Raw genomic sequence first — 12,851 nt, 5'->3', positions numbered from 1 at the left:
GAACCACGGCCCGCTCCGGCGCCGGATCACGCGCTCACGTCCCGGGTGGGGCATCGTCCCCCTACCCTGACGGTGTCGAGGTGCGCAGAGAGGGGCCAGGCCGTGTCGCCAGCGAACGAATCCCCGGAACCACATGTCGAGCCGTTGGCGTTCGGCCAGCGGATGCAGCTCCTCCGTGAACGCCGCGGCATGCCCCGCACCGTGCTGGCCGGTCTGCTCGGTATGTCGCCGAGCTGGGTCAAGCAGGTCGAGAACGGGCGGCTCAAGACCCCCAAACTGCCGATGATCCTGCGCATCGCCGAGGCCCTGCGGGTCCGCTCCCTGTCGGAGCTGACCGGGGAACAGGCGCGTGGCCTGGAGCTGTTCGCCGGTCCCGGGCACCGTCGCCTTCCCGCGGTGGCCGCCGCGGTCAACGCGTTCCCCGTCGGCGCGGACACGGACGCGCCGCCTCCCGAACACCTTGCCGCGCGGCTCGCACGGGCCTGGGCCGCCCGGCACCAGGCGCCCCACCACCGTGAGGTCATCGGCGCCCTGCTCCCCTGCCTGCTCCGGGATGCCCAACTCGCCGCGCGACAGGCCGACTCGGCAGCCGAGCGCCGTACGGCACAGGCTGTGCTCTCGGAGACCTACAGCCTCACCCAGTTCTTCGTCGCCTACCAGCCGGACCCGTCTCTGCTGTGGCGTGTCGCGGAGCGCGGCATGGTCGCCGCGCAGGAGTCCGAGGACCCGCATGCCCTCGGCGTCGCGGCCTGGCTCACCGCCCAGGCTCACCGGGACAGCGGGCCCGCCCATTTCGACGCGGCCGACGACATCACCATGGCGACGCTGGAGTTCCTGACACCGCTGCTGCCGGACGCCTCCGACGACGTGCTCGCGATCACCGGCGCCCTCCAGTTCGAAGCCGGGTACACGGCGGCACGGCGGGGCGATGTCGGCTGCGCGTGGAGCTGGTGGGACAAGGCGAGGGACAAGGCCGCGCGCCTGCCCGCCGCCTACTACCACCCGGTCACCTCCTTCTCGCGGGCCATCATGGGCGCGCACGCGGTGACGGTCGCTGTCGAGCTGCACGCGGGCGGGGAGAGCGTCCGGCAGGCGGCGGCAACGGACGCGACCACCATCCCCTCCCGCCCGCGCCGTGCGCGCCACCGCATCGAGGAGGCGCGCGGCCATCACCTCGACGGGCAAGCCCGAGATGGCGCTGGCAACACTGGACAAGGCGTTCGAGGCCGCGCCGGAGACGATCCGCTACAACGGCTACGCCCGGAGGATCGTGCTGGAGGAAGCCGAGGCCAAGAGCCCGGCCCGGCGCCGCCGCGCCTCCCGACTCGCTGTGAAGATCGGCGTGTTGGCCGCCTGAACAGCGGAGTACGAAGGGGCACAAACTGTGACCCCGCCACCCTGCCCGCGCCCCTACCGTCGGTGAGCACCCGTCACCGACGAGCAGAGGGCAGTCATGGATGCCGCACCACAGGACAGCCGGGGCACCGGACGGCCCGCCCCTGGCGCATACCTCGCGGAAGAGCGCGCGGCGCGGGTGAGCCCGGCGGGGCGGGCGCGGGTGGGCCGGGTGCGGACAGCGCTCGATGGCGGCCGGGTCCTGCTGGTGGCGCACACCGGTTACGAGTGGGCCCCCGGTCTCGGCGACCTCCGGCCGGCCACGGCCGCCGAACGGGACGCCTACGACGCCGCCCGCCGGATCTGGCTCCGTACGCGCATTCCGGGGGTGCGGCCGTGACGAGGATGACTCTTCGCATCTCCCTTGACTCCGGGCGCACGTGGGGCCGGCGGCTCCTCATCCGGGCGGGTGAGGACAAGCCGCCGCAGCCGCTCGGCCGCCCGCTGGAGTATCCGCCGTGCGCGTGCCCCTGATGCCGCGAGGGGCGGGTGCGGGATACGACCTGAAGTCCGCCGTTGGTCCCTGACCTGTCTGGTCGCCCGTACCTCCCGTCACACCCGGCCCCCTCCGGGAAGACCGGCCTCAGTGCAGGTACGACGCCCCGTTCAGGTCCAGTACGGCGCCTGTCGCCCATTCCGCGCCGGGGGAGTCCGAGGTGAACCAGGCGACGGCTTCGGCGATGTCGCGGGGTTCGGCGACGCGGCCGATGGGGTGCTGGGCCACGATGTGTTCGCCCTCGGGGCTGTCGAGGAGGTCCTCCGTCAAGTCGGTGCGGGTGAAGCCGGGGGCGAGGGCGGCTACGGCGATGCGGTGGGGGCCCAGGGCGACGGCCAGGGACTGGGCGAGGGCGTGCATGGCGGCCTTGCTGGCGCCGTACGCGGGGACCTCCGGCTCGCCCCGGTAGCCGCCGCGCGAGCCGACCATCACCAGGCGTCCGCCCGCCGGGCCGTCGGGGCGGTCGATGAGGTGGCGGGCGAAGCACCAGGAGAGGTGGGCGGCGCCCAGCAGGTTCACGTTCAGGGTGCGCTCCCACAGGGCGCACCACTGCGCGTAGGGCGTGGTGGTGATCGGGTGCTCGACGTGTACGGCCGCGTTGTTGACGAGGATGTCCACGCCGCCGAGCGCGGCGACCGCCTCGTCGAAGATCCGGGCGGCCGACTCCGGGTCGCCCAGGTCCCCGGTGACCAGCGCATGGCCCTTCCCCGGCAGGCTCGCGACGACGGATTCGCCGGCGGCCTTGTCGGCCCGGCAGTGCACGGCGACGGCGTCGCCGCGTTCGGCGTGTACGGCGGCCACGGCCGCGCCGATGCCCTTGGCGCGGGAGGCGCCGGTGACCAGCAGCCTTCTGCGGGGGCGTGCTTCGGTGGTTCCGGTGGTGGCGGTCACGCGGATTCCTCCTCGTCGAGGGGACGGTCCGGTGCGAAGTCCGGTGCGCCACCGGAAGGTTCGCCGGACAGGTCGCCGGGCGCCTCGTCCAGTAGGTGCCGGATGCGGTGTACCGCCTCGTACACGTCCTCGAAGCGGGTGGACAGCGGTGCGGGCGAGGCGCGGAGGCGGCCCGGGGCGCCGTAGTCCACGAGTACGCCCGCGCGTTCGGCCAGCAGCGGCACCAGGCGGCGGGCCTGCGGGTGCGCGTAGGTGAGGTGGCCGCCGCGGGCGGCCGGGTCCGCCGGGCCCGCGAGGCGGAAGCCGTGGGGGGACAGCAGGTCGGCGGCCAGGCGCTGGAACAGGCCCGTCAGCGCGAGGCTCTTGGCGCGGATCCGTTCCGTGCCCGCCTCGCCCAGCAGGCGCAGCGCGGGCCGCAGGGCGGCCAGGGAGAGCACGGGAGGGGAGCCGGTCAGGAAGCGGCGGATGCTGGGATCGGGGTCGAAGTCGTGGCGCATGGCGAGCTGTTCGCGGTGCCCGTACCAGCCCTGGACGGGCTGGGTGAGACGGGCCTGGAGGTCCTCGCGGACGTACAGGAGCGCGGGCGCGCCGGGGCCGCCGCACAGGTGCTTGTACGTGGAGCCCACCGCCAGGTCGGCGCCGTCCTCGGTGAGCCGCAGCGGTACGGCGCCCACCGCGTGGCTCAGGTCCCACAGCACCAGCGCGCCCGCCGCGTGGGCGGCCTCCTGGACGGCCCGTATGTCGCGGAGCGCGCCGGAGCGGTGGGAGACCAGGGAGAGGGAGACGAGCGCGGCCCCGGTACCGCCGCTTGCGCCGGTACGGAGAGCGCCGAGGGTGTCGCGGAGCTGGGCGGGGGTCGGGCCCAGGTCGGGGTCGGTGCGCACGGTGCGCAGCTCGCGGCCGTACTCCTCGGCGAGGCCGGCCAGTACGTACTGGTCGGTGGGGAAGTTGTCGTCGTCGATGACCACGGCGCCGGGCCGGGCGCGCAAGGCGGCTGCGCCCAGCTTGTAGAGGTTGACGCTGGTGCAGTCGGAGGCGGCCACTTCGCCGGGCCGGGCGCCCAGCACCGTGGCGGCCAGCTCGTCGCCCACGCGCTGCGGCAGGTCCAGCCACTGGGTGCGGGCCTGCGCGAGCCGGTCGCCCCACTGGCCGCGTACCAGCGCGTCGGTCTCGTCGGCCGTGGCGGTCGGCAGGCGGCCCAGCGAGGCGCTGTTGAGGAAGATCAGCCCTTCGGGTACGGGTGCGAAGCGGGCCCGGAAGGTGGCCAGCGGGTCGTCCGCGTCCAGCGCGCGCACCTCGTCGAGCCCCACGCCGTACGGTGCGGGGCCGTTCGGGTCCGAGCCGTTCGGGTCCGTGCCGTACGGTGCGGGGCCGCTCGGGTCGGCCTCATCCGCCTCGGTCGCCCCGCCTTCATCCGGCTTCGTGCGCCCCGTCGTCGTCATAACCGCCCCCTCGCTGACCAGAGTTCGGGAAAGAACCGGTGTTCGCTGACGCGGCGCAGCCAGGCCACGCCGTGTGTGCCGCCGGTGCCCGGCTTCGTGCCGATGATCCGCTCGACCGTGAGCAGGTGCAGGGCCCGCCAGCGGCACATCGCCTCGGCCACGTCCATCAGGGCCTCGGCCAGCAGGAACAGTTCGTCGCCCGGGCCTCGTCCGGCCGCGTACACCCCGGCCCAGGCGTGCTCGATCTCGTCGCTGGGCTCGTGGGTGCGGGCGGGTTCGGGGCGCAGGGCCGCCGGGGGGATCGGCGCTCCGCGCCGGGCGAGCAGCGCCACGGCGGCGTCGTACACGCTGGGCTCCTCCAGCGCCGCGCGCACCTGTTCGGCCACGCCCGGTACGCCCTGGTGGGGTCGGGCGAGGACGGGGTCCTTGTTGCCGAGGACGTACTCCACCATCCGGTACATGTACGACTGGAGCCCGGACGCCTTGCCCAGGCTGTCGCGGAAGGCGTTGAACTCCGTGGGCGCCAGCGAACCCAGCACGTCCCACGTCGAGCACAGCAGGTCCGCCACCTTGCGCACCCGGCGCAGCAGCCATACCGCCTGCGGCACCTCGTCCGCGTCCAGCAGCGCGCGGACCCGTGTCAACTCCTCGTACAGGAGCTTGAACAGCAGCTCCTTGACCTGCCCGAGGATGTAGAACGGCAGCTCGGCCGGCTCTTCGGAGCGCGGCTGCTGGAGGGAGAGCAACACGGTGATGCTCTGGTAGTCGATGTAGGGGGTGGAGCCGCCGTCGAAATCGACCAGGGGGCAGCCCTCGCCCCTGGCGGCGAGGCGGGCGCGTTCCGCGTCGCTGCCCGAGCCCAGGTCCCTCACGCGCCGCACCCCGCGAGCCACTTCTCGCGCGCCCGCGCGTAGCGGTCGGCGAACAGCGGGTCGGGCAGTGAGGCGGCGGACGTGTACCGGCGGCCGAAGCGCTCCGCGTAGGCCCGGAACCACTCGGGGTTCTCGTCGAGGAACAGCACGTCGTGGAAGGCCATGTTGCGCAGCGCGAACATCGGGACGGGGGCGCGCGAGACGGGTAACTCCGGGTTGCGGGCCGCGCGTTCGTCGCACGCCGGATGGAACTGGCCCAGCATCAGGTAACGGCGGACGAGCTGCGGCTTGGCCCGGCGGTGTGCCTCGTCCATCTGCGGGAGCGCCGAGGCGGCCAGGCCGTTCAGGACGACGACCAGCGCGTGCAGGGTGCGGTTGCGGCCCGCCCACTGGGTGTGCTCGAACGTGTCGGCCATGCGGTGCACCAGCGCCGTCAACTCCTCGGCGCCGGGCTCCGGTCCGGTCTCCCACTCCTCGACGCGCAGCGTGCCGGCACCGATCGCCGGGCCCACGAACGGGCAGACGTGGCCCTCCCGCCCGATCTCCGCGTGCGGCCTGCACAGGAAGTCCTCGAACCAGCGCCACGCCTGCCGCCCCAGCGGCGACGCCGCCCCGTACCCGTCCTCGTCCCTGCCCCCGTTCCGTTCGCCGCCCCCGCCGCGTATGCCGCTCTCCTCGTCCCTGCCCCCGTTCCGTTCGCCGCCCCCGCCGCGTATGCCGCTCTCCTCGTCCCTGCCCCCGTTCCGCTTGCCGCCCCCGCCTCGTATGCCGCTCTCCTCGTCCCGTGTACCGGTGCCCCGTGTGTCCTCGCCCCGTGTGTCCATGCCGCAAGAATCACGGCACGAGAAGCGGCCCCGGCAGGCCGTTCTCCGTCATCGTGGCGAGGTGCCAGGGGCATGCCCACCGGGCGAGAGACCAGGTGGGGCGGGAGCCGAGGGGCGGCTGGGGCGGGTGGCGCCAGGACGGAGTGGTGGGAAGTGGCCGCTTTTACGTGCTTGCGGGCTCGCGGGCCCGGCGCTAGCGGCCGTCCGGCGGGGCCGGTCACGCCAGGATGAGCGGGTGCGCCCACCTCGCCCCCTCGCCCGCCGCGTGCCCTGGCCCGGCCCCCACCCGCACCTCCCGCGCCGGATCTGCCAGCTCTACGCCGGGCTCGTGCTGCTCGGCGCCAGCGTCGCCCTGCAACTGCGCGCCGGGCTGGGCCTCAACTCCTGGGACGTCTTCCACCAGGGCGTGGCCGAGCACTCCGGGCTGAGCATCGGTACGGTCGTCATCCTGGCCTCCGCCACCGTGCTGCTGCTGTGGATACCGCTGCGGGAGAGGCCCGGCATCGGCACCGTCTCCAACGTGCTGCTGGTGGGCCTGGCCATGGACACGACGCTGCGCCTGACGCCCACCCCGCAGCCGCTGGCGGTGCGCGTCCCGCTGTTCCTGGCGGCCCTCGTCCTCAGCGGCGCGGCGACCGGCCTCTACATCGCGGCCCGCTTCGGCCCCGGCCCGCGCGACGGCCTCATGACGGGCCTGTGCCGGGTGACCGGCCGCTCCACGCGCGCGGTGCGGACGGTGATCGAGATCGCGGTACTGGCGACCGGCTTCCTGCTGGGCGGCTCCATCGGCATCGGCACGCTGGTCTACGCCCTGACCATCGGCCCCCTGATCCAGTTCTTCCAACGAGCCTTCGCCCTGCCCGAGCCGACTCCTCCGGCATAGCCCCCGCAGGGGCGCGGGGAACGGCGCGCTCAGCCACAAGCGACGCGCACCCTGCACCCCACAAACAGGGGCACCCCGTACTCAGCACCAGGAAAGAGCCCACCGCAGCCCGCAGGGCACCCGTACAGGCCCCGGCCAGGACGAGGCACACTGGAGCCCATGGGCATTCACGAAAATCTGCTCGGGGGACCGCCCCCGACCCATCTCCCCGAAGACCCGGAGCCGAGGGACCTGCTCGCCTCCGGGACGGCACCCGCGGAGGTCGCCGCGAAGTACCCCACGTCCTCGCTGGCGTGGGCACAGCTCGCCGATGACGCTTTCGAGGCGGGCCGCACCGTCGAGTCGTACGCGTACGCGCGCACCGGCTACCACCGGGGGCTCGACGCGCTGCGCCGCAGCGGCTGGAAGGGGCACGGCCCCGTGCCCTTCGAACACGAGCCGAACCGCGGCTTTCTGCGGGCCCTGCACGCGCTGGCGCGCGCGGCCGGTGCCATCGGGGAGCAGGAGGAGTACGAGCGGTGCACGTCCTTCCTGAAGGACAGCTCACCGACGGCGGCGGCCACGCTGGGCTAGTGCCGGGAGGCACTAGCGGCGATTCCGGCCTTGTGGCCGGTCAGCGCGGCGCGGCGGCGGTGAGCGACCCTCGCGGGCGACCCGTGGGCTACGCGGGCGACCCCGTGGGCCACCGCGGGTGGCCCCCGCGAGCGTGGGGCCTTGCCGCCGCCGTCGCGTTGCGCGCATCATGCGAAGTGGGCCATCAGGCCCGAGGGGACCGGGGCTCCGACGTCGATCGGGAAGGGGCGGACCGCTACCCGGAAGCTCATGTTGTGGAGACAGCGATGTCGCACGAGCCGGCCGACTTCCCCGAACTCGACTTCACGGGCACGACTCCGTACGAGGACTACGTCCAGGCGGACCTGCTCACCCACCTCCAGCATCCGCTCTCCGACGACCCCGGCGAGCTGGCGTTCCTGGTCACGACCCAGGTCATGGAGCTGTGGTTCACCGTCATCGTGCACGAGTGGCAGACGGCGGGCGGCTGTCTGCGGGACGACGACGCACCCGGCGCACTGGACGCGCTGACGCGCTCCACGTACGAGCTGCACGCCCTCAACGCGTCCTGGGAGCCGCTGGCTCATCTGACGCCCGCGCGCTTCAACGCCTACCGCTCGGCGCTCGGTGACGGCTCCGGCTTCCAGTCGGCGATGTACCGGCGCATGGAGTTCCTGCTGGGCGAGAAGTCCGCCTCGATGCTGGTGCCGCACCGGGGCTCGCCCCGGGTGCACGCCGAGTTGGAGAAGGCGCTTCACGAGCCGAGCCTGTACGACGAGGCGCTGCGCTTCCTCGCCCGGCGCGGCGCACCCGTCCCCGAGGCGGTGCTGGGCCGCGACGTCACCCGGTGCTACGCGCCGGACCCGGGCGTGGAGGCCGTCTGGGCCGGCATCTACGCGGGCGACCCGCAGGACCTCGCCTACCGCCTGGGGGAGGGGCTGACGGAGGTCGGGGAGTTGGTGTGGCGCTGGCGCAACGATCACCTGGTGGCGACGCGGCGGGCGATGGGCGCCAAGACCGGTACGGGCGGCTCCTCCGGCGTCGCCTGGCTGGAGAAACGGGCCGCCAAGCAGGTCTTCCCCGAGCTGTGGACGGCACGCAGCCATGTCTGAGCCGAGCACCGGCCCCACCCCTTCCGGGCCGGACAAGTCGGCGGACGGGGATATGGCGGACGGGGACGTGACGGACGGGGATATGGCGTACGGGGATACGGCGTACGGGGACGAGTCGGCACGCTCCCTCGACCGGCGCGACCCCCTCGCCGCGCTCCGTGAGCGGTTCGTCCTCGACCCCGGCACCGTCTACCTGGACGGCAACTCCCTCGGCGCGCTGCCCGGTTCGGTGCCCGCGCGGGTCGCGGACGTGGTGGAGCGGGAGTGGGGGCGGCTGCGGATCCGCTCGTGGACGGAGTCGGGCTGGTGGGACGCTCCCGAACGGGTGGGCGAATTGGTGGCGCCGCTGCTCGGTGCGGCGCCGGGACAGGTGGTGGTGGCCGACTCCACGAGCGTGAACCTGTTCAAGGCCACCGTGGGCGCCGTCCGCATCGCCCAGGCGGGGGAGACCGGGGTGCCCGGGGCTGCCCCCCAGCGCACCGAACTGCTCGTCGACCAGGCGACGTTCCCCACGGACGGCTACATCGCCGCCTCCGCCGCGCGGCTCACCGGCTGCACCCTGCGACCGGTACCGGCCGCCGACGTGCCCTCGGCCGTCGGACCGCGCACCGCGGCGGTGCTGCTCAACCACGTGGACTACCGCACCGGCGAACTGCACGACCTGCCCGCGCTGACGGCCGCCGTGCGCGCCGCGGGCGCGGTGTCCGTGTGGGACGTGTGCCACAGCGCCGGCGCCCTGCCCCTCGGGCTGGACGCGCACGGCGTCGATCTCGCCGTCGGCTGCACGTACAAGTACCTCAACGGCGGGCCCGGCTCGCCCGCCTTCTTGTACGTACGGCGCGGCCTCCAGCCCCGCTTCGACTCCCCGCTCCCGGGCTGGAACTCGCACGCCGAGCCGTTCGCCATGGCCGCCGCCTACGAGCCCGCCGCGGGCGCGGGGCGCGGGCGCGTGGGGACACCCGACATCTTGTCCCTGTCCGCGCTGGAGGAGGCCCTGCGCGTGTGGGAGGGGGTGCGCGTCCAGGACGTACGGGCCAAGTCGCTGGCGCTGACGGACTTCTTCCTGCGCCGGGTGGGCGAGCTGGTCCCGCCCGGCGCCGCCGTCTCGCTGACGTCGCTCACGCCCCGGGAGCACGCCCGGCGCGGCAGCCAGGTCGCGCTGCTGTGCGACCCGGCGGACGAGGCCGAGCGGGTGATGAAGGAGCTGGCGGCGCACGGGGTGATCGGGGATTTCCGGTATCCCGGCGTACTCCGCTTCGGATTCACCCCGCTCTACACTTCTTTCGAGGACGCCGAGCGGGCGGCTCGCGTTCTGGGCGAAGTGACCGGGGGGCCACGATGACCACGACGAGCGACGCGGAGTGCACGGCACTGCTGGCACTCGACCCGATGCCGCCGGAGAGCCAGGAGCGGTACGGCCCGCACCCGTCACAGGTCATCGACCTGTACGGCGTCGGCGGCGCCGGCAAGCGGATCGTGGTGCTGCACGGCGGCTTCTGGCGCGAGAGCTGGGACAGAACGCATCTGTCGCCGTTCGCCGCCGCGCTGGCGGAGCGGGGCATGTCGGTGGCGCTCGTCGAGTACCGCCGGGTGGGCGGCGGCGGGGGCTGGCCCACGACCGCCGAGGACGTCGATGCCGCGCTCGAACACCTGGGTGCGCCACCGAGCGTGCTGGTGGGGCACTCCTCCGGGGGCCAGTTGGCGCTGTGGGCGGCGTCCAAGCGGGCGCGGGCCGCGGGCCGGGCGGTTGTCGTGGCGCCCCTCGCCGATCTGGAGCGGGCGCACGACCTGTGGCTGAGCGAGGGCGCGGTGGCCGAGTTCCTCGGCGGCGAGGACAAGGTCGCCGAGGCGATGCCGGACGCGGACCCGATGCGGCTGCTGCCGCGCGTCCCGGTGGAGGTCCTGCACGGGACGGCCGACCGGGACGTACCGATCGAGCAGTCGCGGCGCTACGCGAACAACTGGGGTGGTCGGCTGCATCTGCTGCCCGGCGTCGGCCACTACGCGCCGATGACGCCGCGCACCCCCGCCTTCGACGTACTGGCCTCGTCCCTGCGCTGAGCCCGCACCGCGCGGGGCCGGGCCTCACGCGGGCCTCACCCGCGGCCCTTCACACGCTCACGCGGGCCCTCACATCGGCTCTCACACGCGGGCGTCCGGCCCCGCGCGGTGCGGGGCCGGACGGACCGACGCGTGAGAGGAGAGGCGGACCTCAGTCCTCCATCTCGAAGTCACCCATCTCGAACTTGCCGCTGAAGCTGTTGACGAAGTTGCCGTCGATCCTGGTGTTCGTCCAGTCCTGCGAGTGGTACGAGTCGTTGTCGCTGGTGCTGATGTGACGCGCGAGGACCGCATCGCTGAAGTCGTTGACGCGCTGCTGCCAGTTGACGTTGTTGGTCCTCTTGTTCGTCTCGGAGTAGTAGTGGTCGCCACCACCGCTGGCGAAGGCGGACCCGGCGGAGCCGAACAGGGCGGCGGTGGCCAGAACGGCGGCTGCGGTCGCGGTGCGGATGCGCATGAGTGCTCCTTGCAGGTTCGAACGCGCGGTCTGTGCTTGCGCCGGAACCATTTCCACGGCGGACCCAGGAACGATCATTATTCGTCCGCACGCGCCACACGACTCCGCCGTCCGGGCGAATCCCCGCGCCCGCGAAGGCCCCGCACCGGCCCCACGCCGCTCACCGCGAGGCGCGCGGCGACGGCTCAGCGCACGTATTCCTTGAGGATTCCGGTCTCCGGCACGATCCCGACCGGGCCGGGAAGCCGCACCCTCCCCGAAGCTCGAACGGTCTTCCAGCGCCGGTTACCCGCGCGAGTGAGACCCGGCCGGGGGCGCGAGGGCCGGGCGGCGGGGAGGGGCGGGGAGTCATCCGCAGGCTGTTGGCAGTGCCGGGGCCGGAGTCGCGTCGATGGCCCCGTACCGCCGGGCGGCCCGCGCCGCCCATTCCTCGCTCCCGCCGGGCGGTCCGGTTCGCGTACCGCCCGGCGGCGCGGGCCGTCCGGGTTACAGGAAGGAGTTGACCTCGATCGTTTCGTCGCGGCCCGGGCCCACGCCGATGGCGGAGATGGGGGCGCCGGACATCTCCTCCAGGGTCTTCACGTATGCCTGGGCGTTCTTCGGGAGGTCGGCGAAGGTCTTGGCCTTCGTGATGTCCTCGCTCCAGCCGGGCAGGTACTCGTAGACCGGCTTGGCGTGGTGGAAGTCGCTCTGGTTGTAGGGGAGTTCGGTGGTGCGCTCGCCGTCGATCTCGTAGGCGACGCAGACCGGGATGCGCTCCCAGCCGGTGAGCACGTCCAGCTTGGTGAGGAAGAAGTCGGTGAGGCCGTTGACGCGGGTCGCGTAGCGGGCGATGACCGCGTCGAACCAGCCGCAGCGGCGGTTGCGGCCCGTGGTGACGCCGAACTCGCCGCCGATGCTCCGCAGCGCCTCGCCGTCCTCGTCGAACAGTTCGGTGGGGAAGGGGCCGGCGCCGACGCGTGTGGTGTACGCCTTGAGGATGCCGATCACCCGGCTGATCTTCGTCGGGCCCACGCCCGACCCCGTGCAGGCGCCGCCCGCCGTCGGGTTGGAGGAGGTGACGAAGGGATACGTGCCGTGATCGACGTCCAGCAGCGTGCCTTGGCCGCCCTCGAAGAGGACCACCTTGTCGTCGTCGATGGCCTGGTTGAGGATCAAGGTGGTGTCGGCGACGTAGCCCTTGATCTGGTCCGCGTAGCCCAGCAGCTCGTCCACGACCTGCTGCGGGGAGATCGCGCGGCGGTTGTAGAGCTTGGCGAGGACCTGGTTCTTGAAGTCGAGCGCCGCCTCGACCTTCTGCAGCAGGATCGACTCGTCGAACAGGTCCTGGACGCGGATGCCGACCCGGTTGATCTTGTCGGCGTAGGAGGGGCCGATGCCCCGGCCCGTGGTGCCGATCTTGCGCTTGCCGAGGAACCGTTCCGTCACCTTGTCGAGGGTGGCGTGATACGGCGTGATCAGGTGGGCGTTACCGCTGAGCAGGAGCTTGGAGGTGTCGACGCCGCGCTCGTTCAGTCCGCTCAGCTCGGAGAGCAGGACCGACGGATCGACGACGACTCCGTTGCCGATGACCGGGACACATCCCGGGGAGAGGATTCCGGAAGGGAGGAGGTGCAGCGCGTACTTCTGGTCGCCGACGACGACCGTGTGGCCGGCGTTGTTGCCGCCCTGGTAGCGCACCACGTAATCCACCGAGCCGCCGAGCAGATCGGTGGCCTTTCCCTTGCCTTCGTCACCCCACTGAGCACCGAGCAGCACAAGTGCGGGCACAGGCGTACACCCCTTCCGGGCGGGGCATGTCCCACGTGCATGGCGCTTTTCGCCATCGCGAGAGCCGTGGACCGGTGCCCCAGATAGAGGAAGCCC

The 12,851-nt window shown here is 73.0% G+C and carries 12 protein-coding genes and 1 pseudogene; 7 read left to right on the top strand and 6 right to left on the bottom strand.

What is annotated here, in order from left to right:
- Positions 1–162 precede the first annotated feature (162 nt).
- Positions 163–1,357: pseudogene (locus ABD339_RS31190) on the top strand (helix-turn-helix domain-containing protein).
- 96 nt (positions 1,358–1,453) lie between these two features.
- On the top strand, positions 1,454–1,735 hold the full coding sequence (locus tag ABD339_RS31185; RefSeq protein WP_344570530.1) for a hypothetical protein: 282 nt from the start codon (positions 1,454–1,456) through the stop codon (positions 1,733–1,735).
- Positions 1,736–1,978: 243 nt separating this feature from the next.
- On the opposite strand, the gene ABD339_RS31180 is transcribed toward ABD339_RS31185, so the two are convergent.
- The 4 genes from ABD339_RS31180 to ABD339_RS31165 are packed head-to-tail and all read right to left on the bottom strand — an operon-like array spanning position 1,979 to position 5,920.
- Complete coding sequence (locus ABD339_RS31180; protein ID WP_344570529.1) at positions 1,979–2,782, bottom strand: SDR family NAD(P)-dependent oxidoreductase; 804 nt, start codon at positions 2,780–2,782, stop codon at positions 1,979–1,981.
- Positions 2,779–4,224, bottom strand: coding sequence for a kynureninase (locus tag ABD339_RS31175; protein WP_344570528.1), 1,446 nt, complete (start codon positions 4,222–4,224; stop codon positions 2,779–2,781). Before ABD339_RS31175 ends, ABD339_RS31180 begins: the two co-directional genes overlap by 4 nt.
- Positions 4,221–5,096, bottom strand: coding sequence for a tryptophan 2,3-dioxygenase (locus ABD339_RS31170; RefSeq protein WP_344570527.1), 876 nt, complete (start codon positions 5,094–5,096; stop codon positions 4,221–4,223). Before ABD339_RS31170 ends, ABD339_RS31175 begins: the two co-directional genes overlap by 4 nt.
- Entirely contained in the window at positions 5,093–5,920 is an 828-nt protein-coding gene (locus tag ABD339_RS31165; RefSeq protein ID WP_344570526.1) for a DUF6875 domain-containing protein, read from the bottom strand. Before ABD339_RS31165 ends, ABD339_RS31170 begins: the two co-directional genes overlap by 4 nt.
- A gap of 235 nt (positions 5,921–6,155) precedes the next feature.
- Here ABD339_RS31165 and yczE point away from each other — a divergent pair, with 235 nt between their 5' ends.
- The 5 genes from yczE to ABD339_RS31140 all read left to right on the top strand — a co-directional run bounded on the left by yczE (position 6,156) and on the right by ABD339_RS31140 (position 10,528).
- Positions 6,156–6,803, top strand: a complete 648-nt coding sequence (gene yczE, locus ABD339_RS31160; RefSeq protein WP_344570525.1) for a membrane protein YczE — start codon at positions 6,156–6,158, stop codon at positions 6,801–6,803.
- A 159-nt stretch (positions 6,804–6,962) separates the two neighbouring features.
- Positions 6,963–7,376, top strand: coding sequence for a DUF3151 domain-containing protein (locus ABD339_RS31155; protein ID WP_344570524.1), 414 nt, complete (start codon positions 6,963–6,965; stop codon positions 7,374–7,376).
- A 266-nt stretch (positions 7,377–7,642) separates the two neighbouring features.
- The gene (locus tag ABD339_RS31150) at positions 7,643–8,467 is read left to right on the top strand and encodes a tryptophan 2,3-dioxygenase family protein (protein WP_344570523.1); all 825 of its coding nucleotides are present in this window, start codon (positions 7,643–7,645) and stop codon (positions 8,465–8,467) included.
- An 82-nt stretch (positions 8,468–8,549) separates the two neighbouring features.
- Positions 8,550–9,809 (top strand): kynureninase, encoded by a 1,260-nt coding sequence (locus tag ABD339_RS31145; RefSeq protein ID WP_344570556.1) that lies wholly within the window; start codon positions 8,550–8,552, stop codon positions 9,807–9,809.
- A complete protein-coding gene (locus ABD339_RS31140) occupies positions 9,806–10,528 on the top strand; it encodes an alpha/beta hydrolase family protein (RefSeq protein ID WP_344570522.1) in 723 nt (240 codons plus the stop codon). The genes ABD339_RS31145 and ABD339_RS31140 overlap by 4 nt, the downstream gene beginning before the upstream one ends.
- Before the next feature lie 151 nt (positions 10,529–10,679).
- Here ABD339_RS31140 and ABD339_RS31135 read toward each other — a convergent pair whose 3' ends face one another.
- Both ABD339_RS31135 and ABD339_RS31130 read right to left on the bottom strand, forming a co-directional pair.
- The gene (locus ABD339_RS31135) at positions 10,680–10,985 is read right to left on the bottom strand and encodes a hypothetical protein (protein WP_344570521.1); all 306 of its coding nucleotides are present in this window, start codon (positions 10,983–10,985) and stop codon (positions 10,680–10,682) included.
- Between the two features lie 486 nt (positions 10,986–11,471).
- Positions 11,472–12,755, bottom strand: a complete 1,284-nt coding sequence (locus ABD339_RS31130) for an adenylosuccinate synthase (RefSeq protein ID WP_344570520.1) — start codon at positions 12,753–12,755, stop codon at positions 11,472–11,474.
- Between the last annotated feature and the right edge of the window lie 96 nt (positions 12,756–12,851).

This window comes from Streptomyces axinellae (assembly GCF_039532135.1).
Lineage (GTDB): Bacteria > Actinomycetota > Actinomycetes > Streptomycetales > Streptomycetaceae > Streptomyces > Streptomyces axinellae.
This window is presented reverse-complemented; position numbering and strand designations above follow the sequence as displayed.